The sequence below is a fragment of the Agromyces sp. 3263 genome (genome assembly GCF_031456545.1).
Classification (GTDB): Bacteria; Actinomycetota; Actinomycetes; order Actinomycetales; family Microbacteriaceae; genus Agromyces.
The window spans coordinates 1342885-1363352 of sequence record NZ_JAVDUV010000001.1; the positions used below are offsets into that span (position 1 = coordinate 1342885).

Consider the following 20468-nt stretch of genomic DNA (forward strand, 5'->3'; position numbering starts at 1 on the left):
TCGCACCGACAGGCGAGCCGGTCAGCCCCGCGTCGACGCGCGCACCACGAGCTCGGGCTGGAACACGACCTGCTCGCGCTCGACGTCGGCCCCGGCGGCGGCCTCCTTGAGCAGCAGGTCGACCGCCGTGTAGCCGATGAGCGACGCCGGCTGGCGGATGGACGAGAGCGGCACCACCGCGGCCGACGCGAAGTCGATGTCGTCGTAGCCGATGAGGGCGATCTCGTCGGGCACCCGGATGCTGCCCTGCATCATCAGCGCCTGGAGCACGCCCATCGCGAGCAGGTCGTTCGCGGCGAAGATCGCGTCGGGCCGGTCGGCGGCCGGTCGTTCCCGGATCGCCTCGCCGGCGGCCCGGCCCGCCAGCACCGTGAGGGAGTCGGTCTCGACGACCTCGAGCGACATGCCCTCCGTGGCCTCCACGGCGCGGCGCGCACCCGCGAGCCGGTCGGCGGCCTGCTGGATGCCGAGCGGCCCGCCGACGAAGGCGACCCGGCGGCGCCCGACGTCGGCGAGGTGCCGTACGGCGAGCTCGCCGCCCACGACGTCGTCGACCGCGACCGACGAGAAGCTGCGGTCGGCGGCCTCACGGTCGACGAGCACGACGGGCGTGCCGCGCTCGCGCACCCGCGCGAGCCGCGGAAGGTCGTCGCTGAGCGGCGAGATGAGCACGCCGTGCACCCGCTGCTCCTCGAACAGGTCGAGGTAGGCGCCCTCGCGGTCGCGGTTCTCGTCGCTGTTGCCGAGCAGGATCGTCATGCCGTCCTCGGCCGCGCGATCCTCCGCGCCGCGGGCGACATCCGTGAAGAAGGGATTGCGCACGTCGAGCACGACGAGGCCGATCGAGCGGCTCCGGCCGGCGCGCAGCTGGCGGGCGGCGTCGTTGCGCACGAAGCCCAGTTCGGCGATCGCGGCCATGACGCGCTCCACCGTGGCGGGCGCGACCTTGTCGGGCCGGTTCAGCACGTTCGACACCGTGCCCACCGACACGGATGCCGCGGCCGCCACCTCGCGCACGCTCACCGACATCTGCTGACCTCCCCTTCGAGCCGCCCCGCTCCCGTGCGGCATCCACATGATGGCAGACCGTACCGGCCGTCAGGATCCATTCTCCCCTGAATCGATTCATGGGCGTCGGTCGCCGCGCCACGCGGCCCGACCCGGCGCCGTCAGGCCCGACCCGGCGCCGTCAGGCCCGACCCGGCGCTATCAGGCCCGACCCGGCGCCCTCAGGCCCGGCGCCGCTCCGCCACCGGGTCGGTCGAGCGACGCACCACGAGCTCGGGCAGGAACACCGTCTGCCTTGGGATCAGCTCGCGGTCGGCCGTCTCCTCCAGCAGGATGCGCAGTGCCGTGCGGCCGATCATGCCGCTCGGCTGGCGCATCGACGAGAGCGGCACCGCCGCGGCGGCGGCGAACGAGATGTCGTCGAACCCGATGATCGCGATCTCGTCGGGCACGAGCATCCGTCCGCCCACGACGAGGGACTGCAGCAGGCCCAGGGCGATGAGGTCGTTCGCGGCGAACAGCGCATCGGGCCACTCGCCGCGCGGTCGCGACACGATGCGGGCGCCCGCCGCGACGCCCTCGTCGACCGTCATGGCGCCGGTCGCGACGACCTCGACCTCGACGGGCACGGCGGCGTTCTCGGCCGCGACGCGGGCGCCCGCCAGCCGGTCGTTGACCTGGCGGATGTCGAAGGGCCCGCCGACGAACGCGATGCGGCGCCGCCCGGTGTCGATGAGGTGCTCGACGGCCATGCGCCCACCCGCGACGCTGTCGACCGACACCGAGCTGAACCGGCTGCTGCCGCCGAACCGGTCGACGAGCACGGCCGGGATGCCGCGGGCGCGCAGCCGCTCGAGACGCGGCTGGATGTCGCCGTAGGGCGAGATGAGCACGCCGCGCACCTGCTGCTCCTCGAAGAGGTCGAGGTAGAGCCGTTCGCGCGCGACGTCCTCGTCGGTGTTGCCGTAGAGCACGGCGATGTTGTGCCGGGACGCCTCGTCCTCGGCGCCGCGCACCACGTCGTTGAAGAACGGGTTCTGGCCGTTGAGCACGACGAAGCCCACGGTGGTGCTCACGCCGGCCCGGAGCTTGCGGGCGGCGTCGTTGCGCACATACCCGAGCTCCTCGATGGCGCGGCTCACCCGAGCGATCGACTCGGCCGAGACCTCGTCGGGACGGTTCAGCACGTTCGAGACGGTGCCGACCGAGACGCCGGCATGCTGCGCCACATCACGGATGCTCGCGGCTGGCATTCGCGCTCCTCGTCATCGATGGTCGGCGTCAGGATGTCCCGGGCTTGACCGTTCACCGGGACGTCCCTACAGTAGTCCTGAATCGGTCCTGAATCGATTCATATCAGATTCACCTCAACGAGGAGGACCGCACGTGACCGACACGCCGCCGTCAGCCGCACCGCCCATGCTCGAGCTGTCACGGGTCGTCAAGTCGTTCGGCGCGGTCGTCGCACTGCGCTCGGGAAGCCTGCGCCTCGAGGCCGGCTCGATCCACGCGCTCGTCGGCGAGAACGGCGCCGGCAAGTCGACGCTCGTGAAGATCATCGCCGGGCTCTACCGCCGCGACGCGGGTGACTTCCGCCTGAACGGCGAGGAGGTCGACTTCACCTCCACCGCGCAGTCGAAGGCCGCGGGGATCGCCGTGATCTACCAGGAGCCCACGCTCTTCCCCGACCTCTCGGTCACCGAGAACGTGTTCATGGGCCGTCAGCCCGTGGGCCGGTTCGGACGCATCGATCGCAAGGCGATGCGCCACGAGGTCGAGGCGCTCTTCCAGCGCCTCGCCGTTCGGATCGACCCCGACCGTCCGGCCGAGGGACTCTCCATCGCCGACCAGCAGGTCATCGAGATCGCCAAGGCCGTCTCGCTCGACGCCCGTGTGCTCATCATGGACGAGCCGACCGCCGCCCTCTCCGGCGTCGAGGTCGACCGCCTCTTCGCCATCGCCCGGAGCCTCCGCGACGAGGGTCGTGCGCTCCTGTTCATCTCGCACCGCTTCGACGAGGTGTTCGACCTCTGCGACACGGTCACCGTCATGCGCGACGGCGCCTACATCAGCACCACGCCGATCGACGAGACCACGCCCGACGAGCTCGTGCGCCAGATGGTCGGCCGCGACGTCACCGAGCTGTTCCCCAAGCAGGAGACGGTCATCGGCGACGCGCTGCTCGAGGTCGATGGCCTGTCGAGCGCCGGCGTCTTCCACGACATCTCGTTCACCGTGCGCTCGGGCGAGATCGTGGGCCTCGCAGGCCTCGTCGGCGCCGGCCGCAGCGAGGTCGCGCGCGCGGTCTTCGGCGTCGACGGCTACGACGCGGGCACCGTACGGCTCGCCGGGGCATCCGTGCCCAAGCGGGACCCGGCGGGCGCCATGCGACGGGGTATCGCGCTGGTGCCCGAAGACCGGCGCAAGCAGGGACTCGTGCTCGAGTCATCCGTCGCCCGCAATCTCACGCTCGCCATCCGCACCCAGCTCGCGAAGGCCGGCCTCATCACGTCGGGGGTCGAGAACCGCGCGGCGAAGGTCTGGGCGAGCCGGCTCGAGGTGAAGACGACCGCCATGAGCACCATCGCCGCGACCCTCTCGGGCGGCAACCAGCAGAAGGTCGTGCTCGGCAAGTGGCTCGCCACCGAGCCGCAGGTGCTCATCATCGACGAGCCGACCCGCGGCATCGACGTCGGCACCAAGGCCGAGGTGCACCGCCTGCTCTCCGAGCTCGCGGGGCGCGGCATCGGCATCCTCATGATCTCGTCCGAGCTGCCCGAGGTGCTCGGCATGGCCGACCGCGTGCTGGTCATGCGCGAGGGCCGCATCACGGCAGAGCTCGAGCGAGCGGATGCCACGTCCGAGAACGTCATGTTCGCCGCAACCCACGCGACCGGAGCCCACTCGTGACCGCCCCGACCATCGAGAAGTCCGACGTCACCAAGCGACTGCGGGCGGTGGGAGCCGCGCGCGAGTTCGGCATCCTCATCGCCCTGCTGCTCGTCATCCTCGCCGCCACCGTCGCGAACCCGAACTTCCTGTTCAGCTCCGACGGCTGGCGCGACCTGCTGCTCACCCCCTCGATCCTCGTGCTGCTGGCCGTGGGGCAGGCGATCGTCATCATCACCCGCAACGTCGACCTCTCGGTCGGCTCGGTGCTCGGCCTCTCGGCCTATCTCACCGGCCGGCTGTTCATCGACCTGCAGGGCATCCCGATCGTCGCGGTGTTCCTCATCGTGATCGTCTTCGGCGGCCTGCTGGGCCTCGTGAACGGTGCGCTCGTCGCCTTCGCGAAGGTGCCCTCGCTCGTGATCACCCTGGGCACGCTCTACGCCTACCGCGGCATCAACGTGCTGTGGACGGGCAGCGACCGCGTGAACGCCTCCGACCTGCCGAGGGAGTTCCTGGCCCTCGGCACTGGGCAGATCCTGTTCATCCCGATCCTCACGATCATCGCCCTGGTGGTGCTCGTCGTCGCCGGGTGGGTCATGAAGAACACCCGGGCCGGGCGCGAGTTCTACGCGATCGGCTCCGACCCGGCTGCCGCGGAGCTGTACGGCCTGCGGGTCACCCGGCGCCTGCTCACCGCGTTCGTGCTCTCGGGCGCGCTCGCCGGCCTGGGCGGCGTGCTCTACGCCGCGCGATACGGCACGATCAGCTCGCAGGCCGGCTCGGGCTGGGAACTCGACGCGGTCGGCGCGGCCGTGATCGGCGGCGTCGCGATCTTCGGCGGCAGCGGCACCGTCTGGGGTGCGGCGCTCGGCGCGGTGCTGCTCCTCACGATCAACCGCGCGCTGCCCATCCTGGGCATCCCCGACTTCTGGCAGCGGGCCGTCGTGGGCGTGCTGATCATCGGCGCCATCGTGCTCGACCGCGTGCTCGCGATCCGGCAGAAACGCAAGCTCCTCGAGGCGAGGGAGGACGAGTCATGACCGCGACCGCCACCGGCACCACGGCCACGCGCACCTACCGCGACTACGACAAGCCCCTGTGGCAGCGCGTGCTGCTCACCCGCGAGATGGCGATCATCGCACTGCTCGCCATCGTGGCCGTCGTCGCCTCGGTCGCCGTGCGCGGCTTCGGCCAGCCCATCACGCTGACCTACCTGCTGCTCGACGTCATGCCGATCCTGCTCATCGCGCTGCCGATGACCCTCATCATCATCACGGGCGAGATCGACCTGTCGGTGGCGAGCATCGTGGGCCTCGCAAGCGTGCTGACCGGCGTGCTCACCCGGGCCGGCGTGCCCTTCGAGATGGCGGCGATCGCCGCGATCGTCGTCGGCGCGCTGGGCGGAGCGCTCAACGGGTTCCTCGTGACCGTCGTCGGCCTGCCGTCGCTCGCCGTGACCATCGGCACGCTCGCGCTCTACCGCGGGCTCGCGATCGGCCTCCTCGGCACGACGGCCGTCACCGACTTCCCCGACTTCTGGAGGGACCTGGCGCAGGCGCGCGTGGGCAACACGAACATCCCGGTCGTGCTGTTCCTGTTCCTCGTGCTGCTCGTCGTGTTCACGGTACTGCTGCACTTCACGCCGTTCGGCCGCGGCATCTACGCGATCGGCCTTGCGAGCGAGGCGGCGCGGTTCTCCGGCGTGCGCGTCGAGCGCACGAAGCTCATCCTGTTCGTGCTCTCGGGCACCGTGTCGGCGCTCGCCGGCATCTTCTACACGCTCCGCTACGGCAACGCCCGCGGCGACAACGCCACGGGCCTGGAGCTGCAGGTCATCGCGGCGGTACTCCTCGGCGGCGTCTCGATCTTCGGCGGCCGCGGCGCGATCCACGGCGTCATCGCCGGCGTGCTGCTCATCGGCGTGCTCGCGAGCGCACTGCGGCTCGCGAACGTCACGTCCGATGTCATCAACATCATCACCGGAGTGCTGCTCGTGCTCTCGGTGGTGGCTTCGAGCTTCCTGGCCTGGCTGCGCAAGCGCCGGAGGGCACCAGGGGGAACACCGCGCGTCGAGGCCTCCACAGCAGGGTGACCGGGCCGCGCGACCCGTCGATGCGATCACACATCGACCTCATCCGATGAAGGGAAGAACAACGATGTTTCAGAAGAAGCACCGCGCCGGTGCACTCGCGGCGCTGGCGGTGAGTGTCGCGCTCCTCGCGACCGGCTGCGCCGTCGACTCCGGTTCCGGCAGCAGCGAGGGCAGTGGCGGGGGCGACGGGGATCTCTCCATCACCTTCGTGCCCAAGAACCTCGGCAACCCGTACTTCGACACCTCGTCGGCCGGCGCGAAGGAGGCCATCGACGAGTTCGGCGGCACCTTCGCCGAGGTCGGTCCCGCCGAGGCGACGCCCGACGCGCAGGTCAGCTACATCAACACGCTGACCCAGCAGGGCGTGGGCGCGATGGCGGTGTCGGCCAACGACCCCGAGGCGATCTGCGACGCGCTGAACGAGGCCCGCGACGCGGGCGTCAAGGTGGTCACGTTCGACTCCGACACGAACCCCGACTGCCGGGACCTGTTCATCAACCAGGCCACTGCAGACGGCATCGCCAAGGTCGAGGTCGACCTCATCGCCGACCAGATCGGCGGCTCCGGCGAGATCGCGATCCTCTCGGCATCCGCCAACGCGACGAACCAGAACGCGTGGATCGAGACCATGAAGGAGTACCTCGCGAGCGACTACCCCGACATCACGCTCGTCGACACGGTCTACGGCGACGACGACGACCAGACGTCGTTCGACAAGACCGCGGCGCTGCTGCAGACGCACCCGAACCTGAAGGGCATCATCTCGCCCACCACGGTCGGCATCGCCGCGGCCGCGCGCTACCTCTCCACCTCGGAGTACAAGGGCAAGGTCGCGCTGACCGGGCTGGGCACGCCGAACCAGATGCGCGAGTACGTCGAGGACGGCACCGTCACCTCGTTCGCGCTCTGGAACCCGGCCGACCTCGGCTACCTCACCGCGTACGCGGCGAAGGCGCTCATCGAGGGCGACATCACGGGTGAGGAAGGCGACTCGTTCAAGGCCGGCAAGCTCGGTGACTTCGAGGTCGGCGCCGACGGCGTCGTGCTCCTCGGCGACCCGTTCGTGTTCGATGCCGACAACATCGGCGACTTCGACTTCTAGGAGTCGCGGATGACGGGCCCGGCCGGGCGCACTCGCGCGCGGCCGGGCCCTGCACGTCTTCCGCAGCGAGGCCGTTCTCCCTACGCTGGGGAGGAAAGCGTATTCCGGGTTGCGGCCTCCGCGATCCTGCCGTAGGCTTTGAAACGATTCATCACAGGACGGAGCAGCTCGATGGTGAGCACACACGGCACGCCGCGCGGCACCGAACGCGTGTGCTTCCAGCTGCAGGTCGACCCGGCCCGCCTCGACGAGTACGCCGAACGGCACGCGGCCGTCTGGCCCGAGATGCTCCACGCCATCGAGGCGTCCGGGCGCCGCAACTACTCGCTGTTCCTGCGCTCCGACGGCCTGCTGATCGGCTACTACGAGACCGACGACGACGACGCCTCGCAGGCCGCGCTCGAGCAGGACCCTCGCACCGCCGCGTGGGAGGCCGAGATGGCCGGGTTCTTCGTCGCCCTCGACGGCGCGCGTCCCGACCAGGGCGCCCCGCGCCTCGCCGAGGTGTTCCACCTCGAAGACCAGCTCGCCGCGCTCGACCACGGCACGGCATCCGCCGGCCCCGAAGCCACCACCGCCGCAGCCGACGCCGGCCACGCGGCATCCGACCAGGCCCTCGCGGGCGCCCCGACCACGAACGACCTCCGCACAGAAAGCAGCGACTCGTGAGCAACATTCCCAGCACCGTCCTCGACCAGCTCGAGCTGCAGTCGATCGAGCTCCCCTCATGGGCGTTCGGCAACTCGGGCACCCGCTTCAAGGTGTTCGCCACGCCGGGCACGCCCCGCGACCCCTACGAGAAGATCGCGGATGCCGCGCAGGTGCACGCGTACACGGCACTCGCTCCCACCGTGGCGCTGCACATCCCGTGGGACAAGGTCGACTCCTACGACGACCTGCGCAAGCACGCCGAAGACCACGGCGTCGCGCTCGGCACGATCAACTCGAACACCTTCCAGGACGACGACTACAAGTTCGGCGCCCTCACGCACGAGGACTCGGCCGTACGGCAGAAGGCGATCGACCACCACTTCGAGTGCATCGACATCATGCACGAGACGGGCAGCCGCGACCTCAAGATCTGGCTCGCCGAGGGCTCGAACTACCCGGGCCAGGCCGACCTGCGGGGCCGCCAGGACCGCCTGCACGAGTCGCTCGCGACGATCTACGACCGCCTCGGCGACGAGGACCGCCTCGTGCTCGAGTACAAGTTCTTCGAGCCGGCGTTCTACCACACCGACGTTCCCGACTGGGGCACGAGCTACGCCCAGGTCGCCGCGCTCGGCGACAAGGCCATGGTCTGCCTCGACACCGGCCACCACGCCCCCGGCACGAACATCGAGTTCATCGTCATGCAGCTGCTGCGCCTCGGCAAGCTCGGCTCGTTCGACTTCAACTCGCGCTTCTACGCCGACGACGACCTCATCGTGGGCGCCGCCGACCCGTTCCAGCTGTTCCGCATCATCTTCGAGGTCATCCGCGGCGGCGGCTTCAACCACCCCGACGTGGCGTTCATGCTCGACCAGTGCCACAACGTCGAGGACAAGATCCCCGGCCAGATCCGCAGCGTGCTCAACGTGCAGGAGATGACGGCGCGGGCGCTGCTCGTCGACACCGACGCGCTGCGCGCGGCCCAGGTGTCGGGCGACGTGCTCGAGGCGAACCGCATCTTCATGGACGCGTTCTACACCGACGTGCGCCCCGCCCTCGCCGAGTGGCGCGAGTCGCGCGGGCTGCCCGCCGACCCGATGGCGGCGTTCGCGGCATCCGGCTACCTGCAGCGCATCGCGGCCGACCGCGTCGGCGGCGTGCAGGCGGGCTGGGGCGCCTGAGCCGCACCGAGAGCGCGCAGATGGTGGGTCCGGCCGACTGCAACCCACCGAATTCGCGCTCTCGACAGCCCGAAGCCGACGAGCAGGCGAACGAGAACCGAGGGGAGTGAGCGGATGACGCAGCAGGAGCCGTACGGTGCGGCGGGCGGGCTCGTGCGGGTGTACCCGGCGAGCAGCGGCGCGGCGAGCGCCGGCGCGGCGAGCGCCGACGCGGACTCGGTGACGGATGCCACGGCACGGCGCCGCACGCCCGCGCTCGTGTGGGCGCACGGAGGTGGGTTCGTCGCGGGCGACCTCGACATGCCCGAGGCCGACTGGGTTGCGCGTGCGCTCGCCGAACGCGGCATCACCGTCGTCTCGATCGACTATCGCCTCGTCGGCGACGGCTCGGGGCGCTTCCCGGCCGGCTCCGACGACGTGCTCGCGGCGTGGCGCTGGACCCTCGCCCACGCCGACGAACTCGGCGTCGACCCCGGTCGGGTCGCGTTCGGCGGAGCGAGCGCGGGCGCCAACCTCGTGACCGGCGCCGTGCTGCGGTTGCTCGGCCACGCGCCTGCCACCGACGCAGCACCGCTGCCCGCGGGCGTGTTCCTCGCCTATCCGACGCTGCTCGACGTGCAGCCGGCCCCGGATGCCGCGCTGCGGGCGCTGCTCGACGCGAACCCCGACGCCGACCGCTTCGGCCCAGACGCCGTCCGCGAGATGTACGAGCAGTACCTCGGCGGACCCACCCGCGACGCCCCGCTCACCGCCGTGCCCGGCCGGGCCGCGGCATCCGACCTCGCGGGCTTCCCGCCCGTGATCATGGTGAACGGCGAGGCCGACGAGCTCCGCGTCTCGGGCGAGGTGTTCGCCACGACGCTCCGCGCGGCCGGCGCGACCATCGACGTCGTGACCGAACCGGGCACCGAGCACGGCCACCTGAACCGACCAGACCAGCCCGCGGCATCCGCCTCGATCGAGCGCGTCGTGCGCTGGATCGCCTGGCTCGCGGCGCACCACCAGACCACCCTCCGCATCACCGAAGGAATCACCCCATGACGAACCAGGCAGCTGCCGACCTCATCGCGCGGTCGAACCGCCTCGGCGCCGACCCGAAGAACACGAACTACGCCGGCGGCAACACGTCGGCGAAGGGCACCGAGACCGACCCGGTCACCGGTGATCCTGTCGAGCTCATGTGGGTGAAGGGCTCGGGCGGCGACCTCGGCACCCTCACCGAGCAGGGCCTCGCGGTGCTGCGCCTCGACCGGCTCCGCGCCCTCGTCGACGTCTATCCCGGCGTCGACCGAGAGGACGAGATGGTCGCCGCGTTCGACTACACGCTGCACGGCAAGGGCGGCGCGGCGCCGTCGATCGACACGGCCATGCACGGCCTCGTCGACGCGGCCCACGTCGACCACCTGCACCCCGACTCGGGCATCGCGATCGCGACGGCCGCCGACGGCGAGGCGCTCACGTCGAAGATCTTCGGCGACAAGGTCGTCTGGGTGCCGTGGCGGCGCCCCGGCTTCCAGCTCGGCCTCGACATCGCCGAGATCAAGGCGGCGAACCCGCAGGCGATCGGCTGCATCCTCGGCGGCCACGGCATCACGGCGTGGGGCGACACGTCGGAGGAGTCCGAGCGCAACTCGCTCTGGATCATCGACACGGCCGCGGCGTACATCGCCGAGCACGGGAAGGCCGATCCGTTCGGCGCCGAGCTCGAGGGGTACGGGCCGCTCGAGCCCGCCGAGCGTCGCGCGAAGGCCGCGGCGCTGGCCGCGACCATCCGCGGGCTGGCCTCCCACGACCGACCGATGGTCGGCCACTTCACGGATGCCCCCGAGGTGCTCGACTTCCTCGCCCGCAGCGAGCACCCGCGCCTCGCCACGCTCGGCACGAGCTGCCCCGACCACTTCCTGCGCACCAAGGTGAAGCCGATGGTGCTCGATCTTCCGGCCGACGCCGACGTCGAGGCATCCGTCGCCCGCCTGAAGGAGCTGCACGAGGCCTACCGCGCCGACTACCAGGCGTACTACGACGCCCACGCGACCCCCGAGTCGCCCGCGATCCGCGGCGCCGACCCGCTCATCGTGCTCATCCCGGGCGTCGGCATGTTCTCGTACGGCGCGAACAAGCAGACCGCGCGGGTGGCCGGCGAGTTCTACATCAACGCCATCAACGTGATACGCGGCGCCGAGGCGCTCTCGACCTACTCCCCCATCTCCGATGCCGAGAAGTTCCGCATCGAGTACTGGGCGCTCGAGGAGGCAAAGCTCCAGCGCATGCCGAAGCCGAAGCAGCACGCCACCCGCATCGCACTCGTCACCGGCGCGGCATCCGGCATCGGCAAGGCCATCGCGACCCGCCTCGCCACCGAGGGCGCGTGTGTCGTCATCGCCGACCTCGACCTCGAGAAGGCGCAGGCGGCCGCCGCCGAGCTGGGCAACACGGATGTCGCGATCGGCGTGCAGGCGAACGTGACGGATGCCGCGGCCGTGCAGCGCGCGATCGACGACGCGGTGCTCGCCTTCGGCGGCCTCGACCTCGTGGTGAACAACGCGGGCCTGTCGCTGTCGAAGCCGCTCCTCGAGACCACCGAGGCGGACTGGGACCTGCAGCACGACGTCATGGCCAAGGGCTCGTTCCTCGTGTCGAAGGCCGCCGCGCGCGTGCTCATCGACCAGGGGCTCGGCGGCGACATCATCTACATCTCCTCGAAGAACTCGGTGTTCGCCGGGCCGAACAACATCGCCTACTCGGCGACGAAGGCCGACCAGGCGCACCAGGTGCGGCTCCTCGCCGTCGAGCTCGGCGAGTACGGCATCAAGGTGAACGGCATCAACCCCGACGGCGTCGTGCGCGGCTCGGGCATCTTCGCGAGCGGCTGGGGCGCGAACCGCGCCAAGACGTACGGCATCGAGGAGGAGGACCTCGGCAAGTTCTACGCCCAGCGCACGATTCTCAAGCGCGAGGTGCTGCCCGACCACGTCGCGAACGCGGTCATCGTGCTGACCGGGCCGGAGCTCTCGCACACGACCGGCCTGCACATCCCGGTCGACGCGGGTGTCGCCGCGGCCTTCCTGCGATGACGAGCACGGGCGCGGGCACCGTCGCCGCGGTCGATCTCGGGGCGACGAGCGGACGCGTCATCCTCGGCCGCGTCGACGGCCGCGCCGGCACGCTCGAGCTCGACCACGTCGCCCGGTTCCCGAACGGCCCGGTGCGCCTCGCGTCGGGCCTGCACTGGGACTTCACGGGCCTCTACCGCGACCTCACCGACGGCTTGGCCGAGGCGTTCCGGCGCGACCCGGCGGTGGCATCGGTCGGCGTCGACTCGTGGGCCGTCGACTACGGGCTGCTTCGCGGCGACCGCCTGCTCGGCGAGCCGTTCCACTACCGCGACCTGCGCAACGACCGCGGCGTCGAGGCCGTGCACCGCGTCGTGCCGTTCGAGGAGCTCTACCGCCGCAACGGCCTGCAGTTCCTGCCGTTCAACACGGTGTACCAGCTCGCGGTGGAACGGGACGCGGCGGGCGACGGCGACCGACGAGGCTGGCTCGACCTGGCCGACTCGCTCCTGCTGGTGCCCGACCTCATCGGGTTCCAGCTCACCGGCGCGCGGCTGTCCGAGCGCACCAACGCCTCCACCACGGGGCTGCTCGGCGTCGAGACCGGCGAGTGGGACGACGAGCTCATCGAGCGGCTCGGGCTCCCGGCATCCGTCTTCGCCCCGCTCATCAGCCCCGGCGAGTCCTTCGGTGCGCTGCGCCCCGCGGTCGCGACCGAGCTCGGCGCCCCTGCCGGGCTCGAGGTCGTCGCCGTCGGCTCGCACGACACCGCCTCGGCCGTCGTCGCGGTGCCGATGCGCGCCGAGTCCGCCGCGTACATCTCGTGCGGCACGTGGGGGCTCGTGGGCGTCGAGCTCGAGCATCCGGTGACGACGGATGCCGCGCGCGCGGCGAACTTCACGAACGAGGGCGGCGTCGACGGACGGGTCCGGTTCCTGCACAACGTCATGGGCCTGTGGCTGCTGAGCGAGTCGGTGCGCTGGTGGGAGCGGGACGGGGAGCGCATCGACCTGCCCGGACTGCTCGCGGCCGCGGCATCCGTCACTGCGCCCGTCGCCGTGTTCGACGCCGACGACCCGCGGTTCCTCGCGCCCGGAGACCTGCCCGGCCGCATCGCCGAGTGGTGCGCCGAGCAGGGCGTCGCGGCACCGCAGAGCCGGGCGGAGTTCGCCCGGTCGATCATCGAGAGCCTCGCCGAGGCCTTCGCCGGCGCCGTCCGCACGGCGTCGATCCTGTCGGGCGTCGACGTCGAGACGATCCACGTGGTGGGCGGCGGCGCGCTCAACGAGTTGCTCTGTCAGCGCACCGCCGACCGAGCCGGCCTCCCCGTGCTCGCCGGCCCCGTCGAGGCCACCGCGATCGGCAACGTGCTCGTGCAGGCGCGGGCGCAGGGCTTCGCGAGCGGCGACCTGGAGGCGCTGCGCGCCATCGTGGCCACGGCATTCCAGCCGAAGCGGTACGAGCCCGTCGCCCGCTGAGGTCCGGCGACGACGCGGAGTGGAGGCGACGGTGGCGTCGGAGGCGGACTCAGTGCGCGTGCGCGAGCTGCTGGAGGCCGATCACGGCCAGTCCCAGCCCCACGAGCATCGCCAGCGCGAGCACCTGCTTCCACCACTCCAGGTGCGTACGACGCACCGCGAGGAAGCCGATGAGCGCGAGGGTGACGATGTAGACGATGCTCGCGGCGCGGAGGGCGCCCGCCAGTTCGAAGACGCCGAGCCAGGCCAGAGCCAGCAGGATCAGCGGCACGCCGGCCGAGGCGAGCGCCTCGCCGGCGACCCGCGCCATCCGCCCGAGCTCGGCCGGGCTCGGGAAGGCCGCGTGCACCGCGAGATGCGACACGATGTCGGCGACGAAGCCGGCCACGGTGATGCCGACGATGCCCACGAGCAGCGCGAGCGTCGCCTGCCGGGCCGTGAGGTGCTCGACGTTCCCTGCCTGCACGAGCACGATCGCGAGGCCGGTGAAGGTGGCGTAGACGCGCTCCTTCAGCGCCTCGGCGCGTTCCTCGACGGGCCGGCCGGCGAATCGGTCGCGTGGTCCCCGCTGCGCTCGACCGTCATGCTCCATGCGCGGGAGGCTACCAGCCGCGCGGGCTCTGGAAGGATCGATGCATGACCGAATCGCCCCGGCTCCTCGTGACCGTGCCCGGCGCGACCCTGCGTCGCGCGCTCGAGCGGACTCCCGGCGGGGTGCCCGACGGCGTCGAGGTGCTGCAGTGGGACCTCGAGGGGCCGCCGCCCGTGGCATCCGGCCGTCGCATCGACCTCGTCGTGCCGCCGTACATGGGCGCGGCCGCCCGGCTCGGAGCGCTCGACGGCGTCGACGTGGGCCTCGTGCAGTCGCAGTCGATCGGCTACGACGACATCGCCGACGCGCTGCCGCCGGGCCACGTCTTCGCGAACGCGGCGACCGTGCACGAGACGTCCACGGCCGAGCTCACCCTGGCGCTGGTGCTCGCGGCGCAGCGCGGGATCCCCGACTTCGTCCGCGCCGCATCCGAGGGCCGGTGGGCGCCCGCCCGGCACGAGAGCCTCGCGGACCGGCGCGTGCTGCTCATCGGCTACGGCGGCGTCGGCCGCGCGATCGAGGAACGGCTCGCCCCCTTCGAGGTCGAGGTGACTCGGGTCGCCAGCCGCGCCCGCGACGACGAGCGCGGGCGCATCCACGGCATCGACGAGCTGCCGCAGCTCCTGCCCGACGCCGAGATCGTGATCGTCGGCGTGCCCCTCAGCGATGCCACGACCGGGCTCGTCGACGCGGACTTCCTCGCGGCCCTGCCCGACGGCGCCCTCGTGGTGAACATCGCCCGCGGCAAGGTCGCCGACACCGACGCGCTCCTCGCCGAGGCCGGCACCGGCCGGCTCCGGTTCGCCCTCGACGTCACCGACCCCGAGCCGCTGCCGCAGGGGCATCCGCTCTTCGCGTTGCCGAACGTGCTGATCTCCCCGCACGTCGGGGGCGCGTCGACCGCGATGATGCCCCGCATGGCGCGGCTCCTCAAGCGCCAGATCGAGCGGATGTTGCGCGGCGAGGCGCCCGAGAACGTCGTGCTGCGCAGCTGACGCGCAGACGACGACCTGCACGCCGACGCCTGATCCCCGTTCCCCAGCCCTACCGAGAGGACCCCATGCCGAGCTTCGACCACGCCTTCGACTGGACCCGCCGCCACGTCGACGACGGTCCCATGCCCAGCGCCGTGCTCGGCATCGCCACCGCCGACGGCATCGTCGCCCTCGACGCGTTCGGCGGGGCATCCGTCGACGACCACTACGCCCTCTTCTCGATCACCAAGCCGCTCGTCGGGCTGGCCGCGCTGCGCCTCATCGAGGAGGGGCGGATGACACCCGACACCCCGCTCACGACGGCGGTGCCCGAGTTCGGCGACGGACGCGACGACATCGTGCGCCTGCGGCACCTCGTGAGCCACACCTCGGGCATCGTAGAGCCCGACTTGCAGACGCCCGCGGGCCTGCGCCCGTCGCTGCTCGCACCGGGTCGCGACTTCGCGGCCGGCACCGCGTCGCGGTACTCCACGATCGCCTTCGAGGGCATCGCCGCGCTCATCGAGCACGCGGGAGGCGCCTCCTGGGAGCAGGCGGTCGACGCCGTCGCCGCCCGGGCCGGTGCGAGCGGGTTCACGACGGATGCCGCGGCGAGCCCGCACGAGGTCGTCGACGCGGCTGCGCAGGGCCTCGACTACCCCGCATTCGCCGCACTCCGGCATCCGGGAGCCGGTCTGCTGGGCCGGGCGAAGGACCTGCTCGCCATCGGCAGCGCACTGCTGCGCAACGACGGGTCGCTCGTGTCGAAGGCGGGCTACGACGCCATGCTGCGCCCGCTCACGGCCGGGCTCCCGAAGCTCGAGCCGTACCCCGAGTCGCGCGGCCAGGACTGGGGCTTCACGTGGAACCTGCGGCACTCGGCGGCGGGGCTGCTCGCCGCCGACACGTTCAGCCACGGCGCCTGGGCGGGCAGCGAGTTCGCCGTCACGCCGTCGCGCGGGGTGTGCTTCGTGCTGCTCACGAGCGTGGGCGGCGGCATCGGCCGGTTCGGCGTGAACATCGACGAGCTGCACAACGCGGTCGCCGCGGCCGTCGACTGAGACGCCCCCGCGCTGGCCGGTTCAGACAGGCGGGCTCGGGAGTAGCCTGTGCAGTGACCGAACGTCTGCGAGGCGTTCTCCGTCCCGACGTTCCGGACGCTCCCGCAGCGCGAGATCAGCGGTGCCACTGTCGACGTGCCCACGCCGGCGCACCAGAATGCACGCATGGACGCGGTGATGGAGTTGGAGATCGGGCCGGGTCCCGACCCGGGCTCGTTCGTGGTGCGCGTGCTCCAGTCGGTCGGCGGCGGGGAGCCGAGTGAGACCTTCAGGCTCGATCTCGACGACCTGTTGCGCCGCCGGCCCGAGCTCGAGGCGAATGTCCTGCTGTCCTCGATCGCCGCACGCCGGGTGATGTCGGACTCCGAGGCCTCCATCCAGGAGGTGGGACGGCGACTGTTCGAGTCCGCGTTCACCGGGAGTGTCGCGAGCGCCTACCGCACGAGCATGGCCGTCGCGGCCGAGCGCGGTGACAGCGTGCAGATCGCCCTGCGGCTCACCGCCCCTGGACTGGCCGCCCTGCCGTGGGAGGCACTGTACGACCCGGAGACCGAGCGATACCTCTGTCGCAAGGATCCGCTCGTCCGCAACGTGCCGGCTCCCGCTTCCCCGCGGCTCCAGATCACGGCCCCGCTGCGGGTGCTCGGCATGATCGCGTCACCGCGCGGGCTGCCGACACTCGACGTCGAGCTCGAGCGCGATCGCCTCGAGGAAGCCCTGAAACCGCATATCGACGACCGGCGGGTCGAGCTGCACTGGCTGGAGGACGTGTCGTGGGAGGGGCTCCATGGGAAGCTTCTCGAGCGTGAGTGGCACGTGCTGCACTTCATCGGCCACGGGACCTACGACACCGACACCGACGAGGGGGTGCTGGCGTTCGTCGGACCGGGTGGGCGCGCCGACTACGTCACCGCGTCGGCCCTCGCCGACCTGCTCGACGAGGCCGAGCCCACGCCACGCCTCGTGGTCCTGAACTCCTGCCAGTCGGGGGCGGCCGGGGCGACGGACCTGTTCTCGGGCACTGCCGCGGCGCTCGCGCACAGCGGCATCCGCGCGGTCGCCGCGATGCAGTTCTCGATCAGCGACGCGGCCGCGCTCGCGTTCGCCCGCGGGTTCTATGCGGCGCTCACCAACGGGCGGGGCATCGACGAGGCCGTGCGGAGCGGTCGCATCGGCATCCTCGGCCTCGGGCGGGGCACGCTCGAGTGGGTCACGCCGGTGCTGTACCTGCGCGGCGACGCTCGCCTGTTCGACATGGTGCCGCTGAAGTGGGATCCGAAACCGAAGCCGCCGCTGCCCGGGCACCGACGCCGCGAGAACTGGGTGCCGGTCCCCGGACAGGGAGCAGCGGACCCGCAGAGCGCGCCGCAGTCTGGGCCGACGCCGACGCGATCCTCGAAGCGGGTGTGGTGGTGGGTGATCGCGGCGGTGATCGCCGCACTCGTCATCACGGCCGCCGTCGTGATCGCCATGCGCCCGGAGCTGATCGGCATCGGCGGGGGCGACGACCCAGGCGGCTCGGGCGATGGCGGCTCGGCGAGCACCGCAGAGCTCGTCGTGCCGCTCAACGGAGATTGGGTCGAGGCCGGGCTCTACTGCCTCCTGGGCGACGAGTTCGTGATCGAGGTGACCGGGCGGGGCTGGCTCGACGCTGCGCAGGAATCGGAGATCGGGCCCGACGGCCTGACGAACGGCGAGCACCCCGAGGAGCGCGTGCTGGCCGACGCGAACACGGGATCGGTCATCGGCCGGCTCGACACCACCCCCGAGATCTTCCCGGTCGGAACGGGCACGACCTACGTGTGTCCGGCACAGGGGGACCTGCAGCTCGGCATCAACGACACCGATCTCGCGGACAACAGCGGCGAGTTCGGGGCATCCGTCACGCTCAACCAATAGCCAGACATCCGGAGGCGGCCATGCAGCGCATCGCGATCTTCACGACCGACGACGGCGGCGAGGTCGCCATCCAGGTCGCCGACGAGACCCCGCCGGGGCAGACCGAGGGCGCCGCCGGGGCCTCGCAGGACGTGACGTTCCGGGGGATCCCTGAGGGAAGGATGTCCAGCCGCGGCATCCCGGACCGCCTCGTCGAGCGCACGCAGCAGAGCCTCGACGAGGTGCTCGCCCGCGCCCGACCCGCGGTCACCTCGCTGGTGCGGCAGATGCGGGGGCAGGAAGACGCCCCCGATGAACTCGAGGTGGAGTTCGGCATCCAGGTCAGCCTCGAGGTGGGCGCCTACGTCGCCGCGGCGAGCTCCGCTGCGAACTTCCGCGTGACGATGCGGTGGCGCTCCCGTGAGCCGTGATGCCGCGCCATCCGGAATCGCACCGAGCCGGCCGCCAGTGCCTGCACGGTTGCCGTCGCGGCACTGTGCGACGAGGATTCGCGCATGGACACGGTGATGGAGTTGGAGATCGGGCCCGGCCCTGAGCCAGGCTCCTACGTGGTGCGGGTGCTGCAGTCGGTGGGCGGCGGTCAGCCGACCCAGGCGATGACCCTCGACCTCGCCCCGCTCGTCGACCAGCGACCCCTGCTCGAGGCCAGCGTGCTCTCGTCTTCGGTCTCCGCGCGACGGGTGATGTCGGACACCGAGACGACGGTGCAGGAGGTCGGCCGCAGCCTGTTCGACGCGGCCTTCCACGGCGACGTGCTCGCCGCCTATCGCACGAGCCTCGCGGTCGCCTCGGAACGCGGAACCAGCGTGCAGATCGCGTTGCGCCTGACGGCGCCCGAACTTTCGTCGCTGCCGTGGGAGACGCTCTTCGACGCCGACACGGGCGCCTACCTCTGCCGCAAGGAACCGCTCGTGCGGCGCGTGCCGGCCGCGTTCACGCCGCCCGTGCTCGCCATCGAGCCCCCCATGCGGATCCTCGGCATGATCGCGTCGCCGCGCGGGCTCCCGGCGCTCGACGTGGGCGGCGAGCGCGAGCGTCTCGAGGAGGCACTGCGCCCGCATCTCGACTCGGGCCGCGTGGAGCTCGAATGGCTCGACGACGTGTCGTGGGACGGCGTGCACGCCAAGCTCCTCGAGAAGGAATGGCACGTCCTGCACTTCATCGGCCACGGCTCGTACGACGCCGAGACCGACGAGGGCGTGCTCGCGTTCGTCGGCCGCGACGGCCGCGCCGACGAGGTGACGGCGTCGAGCCTCGCCGACCTGCTCGACGAGGCGGAGCCCACGCCGCGGCTCGTCATGCTCAACTCGTGCCAGTCCGCGGCATCCGGCACCACCGATCTCTTCTCGGGCACCGCAGCGGCCCTCGCGCACAGCGGCATCCGCGCGGTCGCGGCGATGCAGTTCTCGATCAGCGACGTGGCCGCCATCGCGTTCGCGCGCGGCTTCTACACGGCGCTCTCGTACGGACGCGGCATCGACGAGGCCGTGCGCAGCGGACGCATCGGCATCCTCGGCATCGGCCGCGGCACGCTCGAGTGGGTGACCCCCGTGCTCTACCTGCGCGGCGAGGACACGCGGCTGTTCGACGTGGCGCCGATGCCTGAGCCGGCGGCGGCGAAGCCCGCGTCGGCCACGCCATCACGGTCGGCGACTCCCGGTCCCGCGATCCCGGCGGCCTCTCCCGCAGCGCCGGCCGCACCGGCCGCATTCTCCGCACCCGCCACCCCGGCGACGCCGGTCGTCATGGCGCAGGCCCTTCCGGTGACGGATGCCACGCCCGCCGCCCCGGCCGCGAGCTTCACGTCCCCGGCGGCCACGAGCGTGCCGCCGACCTCGCCACCGCCGCCGGGGCGCACGCCCGGGACGCCGACGACTCCCCCGACGTCCCCGCCTTCCCCGACTCCTCCCGAGCGGAGGCGAGGCAGCGCGAAGCCGTGGCTGATCGTCGGAGCGATCGCGGTGGTCGCCATCGGCGCAGCCATCGGGGGCTACGGGCTCCTCCGCCCCGATGACGGCGGTACGACGGATAACGCCGACGACCAGTCCGTCGTCGACGACGGCTTCGTCGACGACGAGCCCGGCGAGCCGCTGACGGTCGACCTCAACGTGCCGATGTACGCCGACTGGACCGACACCGGCCTCTGGTGCGAGCCCGGTGAGGTGTTCGAGATCACGGTGACGGGCACGGCGTGGCACGACGCGAGCGCCGAGTCCCTCGTCGGCCCCGACGGCCTCACGGGTGGCGAGGTGCCCGAGGCACGGGTGTACGCCGACGCGAACACCGCCTCGGTGATCGGCGGATTCGACACCATCCCCGAGATGTTCGCGGTCGGGTCGGGCACCACCTACACCTGCCATGCCGGCGGCCAGCTCTACCTCGGCATCAACGACACCAACCTCGACGGCAACAGCGGCGAGTTCCAGGCGACCGTCACCCTCTGGGAGGGCTGACCGGGGTGGTCGCTCCCGGAAGCATCCACAAC

17 protein-coding genes are annotated in these 20468 nt (G+C 71.7%); 14 read left to right on the top strand and 3 right to left on the bottom strand.

The window, feature by feature from the left end; all coding sequences use genetic code 11:
* Positions 1 to 21: 21 nt before the first annotated feature.
* A complete protein-coding gene (locus J2X63_RS06150; RefSeq protein WP_309975177.1) occupies positions 22 to 1029 on the bottom strand; it encodes a LacI family DNA-binding transcriptional regulator in 1008 nt (335 codons plus the stop codon).
* 200 nt (positions 1030 to 1229) lie between these two features.
* Positions 1230 to 2261 (bottom strand): LacI family DNA-binding transcriptional regulator, encoded by a 1032-nt coding sequence (locus J2X63_RS06155; RefSeq protein ID WP_309975180.1) that lies wholly within the window; start codon positions 2259 to 2261, stop codon positions 1230 to 1232.
* 166 nt (positions 2262 to 2427) lie between these two features.
* Here J2X63_RS06155 and J2X63_RS06160 point away from each other — a divergent pair, with 166 nt between their 5' ends.
* The 9 genes from J2X63_RS06160 to J2X63_RS06200 all read left to right on the top strand — a co-directional run bounded on the left by J2X63_RS06160 (position 2428) and on the right by J2X63_RS06200 (position 13457).
* Positions 2428 to 3918, top strand: coding sequence for a sugar ABC transporter ATP-binding protein (locus J2X63_RS06160; RefSeq protein ID WP_309977827.1), 1491 nt, complete (start codon positions 2428 to 2430; stop codon positions 3916 to 3918).
* On the top strand, positions 3915 to 4940 hold the full coding sequence (locus tag J2X63_RS06165; RefSeq protein ID WP_309975183.1) for an ABC transporter permease: 1026 nt from the start codon (positions 3915 to 3917) through the stop codon (positions 4938 to 4940). The genes J2X63_RS06160 and J2X63_RS06165 overlap by 4 nt, the downstream gene beginning before the upstream one ends.
* Positions 4937 to 5992 (top strand): ABC transporter permease, encoded by a 1056-nt coding sequence (locus tag J2X63_RS06170; RefSeq protein ID WP_309975185.1) that lies wholly within the window; start codon positions 4937 to 4939, stop codon positions 5990 to 5992. The genes J2X63_RS06165 and J2X63_RS06170 overlap by 4 nt, the downstream gene beginning before the upstream one ends.
* Before the next feature lie 64 nt (positions 5993 to 6056).
* On the top strand, positions 6057 to 7094 hold the full coding sequence (gene rhaS / locus J2X63_RS06175) for a rhamnose ABC transporter substrate-binding protein (RefSeq protein WP_309975187.1): 1038 nt from the start codon (positions 6057 to 6059) through the stop codon (positions 7092 to 7094).
* Positions 7095 to 7265: 171 nt separating this feature from the next.
* Positions 7266 to 7763 (top strand): L-rhamnose mutarotase, encoded by a 498-nt coding sequence (locus J2X63_RS06180; protein WP_396133116.1) that lies wholly within the window; start codon positions 7266 to 7268, stop codon positions 7761 to 7763.
* Between the two features lie 5 nt (positions 7764 to 7768).
* On the top strand, positions 7769 to 8926 hold the full coding sequence (gene rhaI / locus J2X63_RS06185) for an L-rhamnose isomerase (protein WP_309977829.1): 1158 nt from the start codon (positions 7769 to 7771) through the stop codon (positions 8924 to 8926).
* A 114-nt stretch (positions 8927 to 9040) separates the two neighbouring features.
* On the top strand, positions 9041 to 9967 hold the full coding sequence (locus J2X63_RS06190; RefSeq protein WP_309975189.1) for an alpha/beta hydrolase fold domain-containing protein: 927 nt from the start codon (positions 9041 to 9043) through the stop codon (positions 9965 to 9967).
* Positions 9964 to 12000 (top strand): bifunctional aldolase/short-chain dehydrogenase, encoded by a 2037-nt coding sequence (locus J2X63_RS06195; protein WP_309975190.1) that lies wholly within the window; start codon positions 9964 to 9966, stop codon positions 11998 to 12000. Before J2X63_RS06190 ends, J2X63_RS06195 begins: the two co-directional genes overlap by 4 nt.
* Positions 11997 to 13457: a rhamnulokinase family protein gene (locus J2X63_RS06200; protein WP_309975192.1), complete on the top strand. Its 1461-nt coding sequence runs from the start codon at positions 11997 to 11999 to the stop codon at positions 13455 to 13457. The genes J2X63_RS06195 and J2X63_RS06200 overlap by 4 nt, the downstream gene beginning before the upstream one ends.
* Before the next feature lie 49 nt (positions 13458 to 13506).
* Here the strand turns inward: J2X63_RS06200 and J2X63_RS06205 are convergent, their stop codons facing one another.
* Entirely contained in the window at positions 13507 to 14049 is a 543-nt protein-coding gene (locus tag J2X63_RS06205) for a hypothetical protein (RefSeq protein ID WP_309975195.1), read from the bottom strand.
* A gap of 44 nt (positions 14050 to 14093) precedes the next feature.
* On the opposite strand from J2X63_RS06205, the gene J2X63_RS06210 reads away from it, so the two are divergent.
* The 5 genes from J2X63_RS06210 (at position 14094) to J2X63_RS06230 (ending at position 20436) form a co-directional block, all read left to right on the top strand.
* Positions 14094 to 15044, top strand: a complete 951-nt coding sequence (locus J2X63_RS06210; protein ID WP_309975197.1) for a 2-hydroxyacid dehydrogenase — start codon at positions 14094 to 14096, stop codon at positions 15042 to 15044.
* Positions 15045 to 15109: 65 nt separating this feature from the next.
* Positions 15110 to 16084: a serine hydrolase domain-containing protein gene (locus J2X63_RS06215; RefSeq protein WP_309975199.1), complete on the top strand. Its 975-nt coding sequence runs from the start codon at positions 15110 to 15112 to the stop codon at positions 16082 to 16084.
* Between the two features lie 165 nt (positions 16085 to 16249).
* A complete protein-coding gene (locus J2X63_RS06220; protein WP_309975201.1) occupies positions 16250 to 17983 on the top strand; it encodes a CHAT domain-containing protein in 1734 nt (577 codons plus the stop codon).
* A gap of 20 nt (positions 17984 to 18003) precedes the next feature.
* Positions 18004 to 18393: a CU044_2847 family protein gene (locus tag J2X63_RS06225; protein ID WP_309975203.1), complete on the top strand. Its 390-nt coding sequence runs from the start codon at positions 18004 to 18006 to the stop codon at positions 18391 to 18393.
* 84 nt (positions 18394 to 18477) lie between these two features.
* Complete coding sequence (locus J2X63_RS06230; protein WP_309975204.1) at positions 18478 to 20436, top strand: CHAT domain-containing protein; 1959 nt, start codon at positions 18478 to 18480, stop codon at positions 20434 to 20436.
* Positions 20437 to 20468 lie beyond the last annotated feature (32 nt).

What these genes read in the sequence shown, in the direction of transcription:
- J2X63_RS06150 (WP_309975177.1), bottom strand. Translation starts at nt 1,029, where the DNA reads ATGTCGGTGAGCGTGCGCGAGGTGGCGGCCGCGGCATCCGTGTCGGTG.
- J2X63_RS06155 (WP_309975180.1), bottom strand. Translation starts at nt 2,261, where the DNA reads ATGCCAGCCGCGAGCATCCGTGATGTGGCGCAGCATGCCGGCGTCTCG.
- J2X63_RS06160 (WP_309977827.1), top strand. Translation starts at nt 2,428, where the DNA reads ATGCTCGAGCTGTCACGGGTCGTCAAGTCGTTCGGCGCGGTCGTCGCA.
- J2X63_RS06170 (WP_309975185.1), top strand. Translation starts at nt 4,937, where the DNA reads ATGACCGCGACCGCCACCGGCACCACGGCCACGCGCACCTACCGCGAC.
- rhaS (WP_309975187.1), top strand. Translation starts at nt 6,057, where the DNA reads ATGTTTCAGAAGAAGCACCGCGCCGGTGCACTCGCGGCGCTGGCGGTG.
- J2X63_RS06180 (WP_396133116.1), top strand. Translation starts at nt 7,266, where the DNA reads ATGGTGAGCACACACGGCACGCCGCGCGGCACCGAACGCGTGTGCTTC.
- J2X63_RS06190 (WP_309975189.1), top strand. Translation starts at nt 9,041, where the DNA reads ATGACGCAGCAGGAGCCGTACGGTGCGGCGGGCGGGCTCGTGCGGGTG.
- J2X63_RS06195 (WP_309975190.1), top strand. Translation starts at nt 9,964, where the DNA reads ATGACGAACCAGGCAGCTGCCGACCTCATCGCGCGGTCGAACCGCCTC.
- J2X63_RS06200 (WP_309975192.1), top strand. Translation starts at nt 11,997, where the DNA reads ATGACGAGCACGGGCGCGGGCACCGTCGCCGCGGTCGATCTCGGGGCG.
- J2X63_RS06205 (WP_309975195.1), bottom strand. Translation starts at nt 14,049, where the DNA reads ATGGAGCATGACGGTCGAGCGCAGCGGGGACCACGCGACCGATTCGCC.
- J2X63_RS06210 (WP_309975197.1), top strand. Translation starts at nt 14,094, where the DNA reads ATGACCGAATCGCCCCGGCTCCTCGTGACCGTGCCCGGCGCGACCCTG.
- J2X63_RS06215 (WP_309975199.1), top strand. Translation starts at nt 15,110, where the DNA reads ATGCCGAGCTTCGACCACGCCTTCGACTGGACCCGCCGCCACGTCGAC.
- J2X63_RS06220 (WP_309975201.1), top strand. Translation starts at nt 16,250, where the DNA reads ATGGACGCGGTGATGGAGTTGGAGATCGGGCCGGGTCCCGACCCGGGC.
- J2X63_RS06225 (WP_309975203.1), top strand. Translation starts at nt 18,004, where the DNA reads ATGCAGCGCATCGCGATCTTCACGACCGACGACGGCGGCGAGGTCGCC.
- J2X63_RS06230 (WP_309975204.1), top strand. Translation starts at nt 18,478, where the DNA reads ATGGACACGGTGATGGAGTTGGAGATCGGGCCCGGCCCTGAGCCAGGC.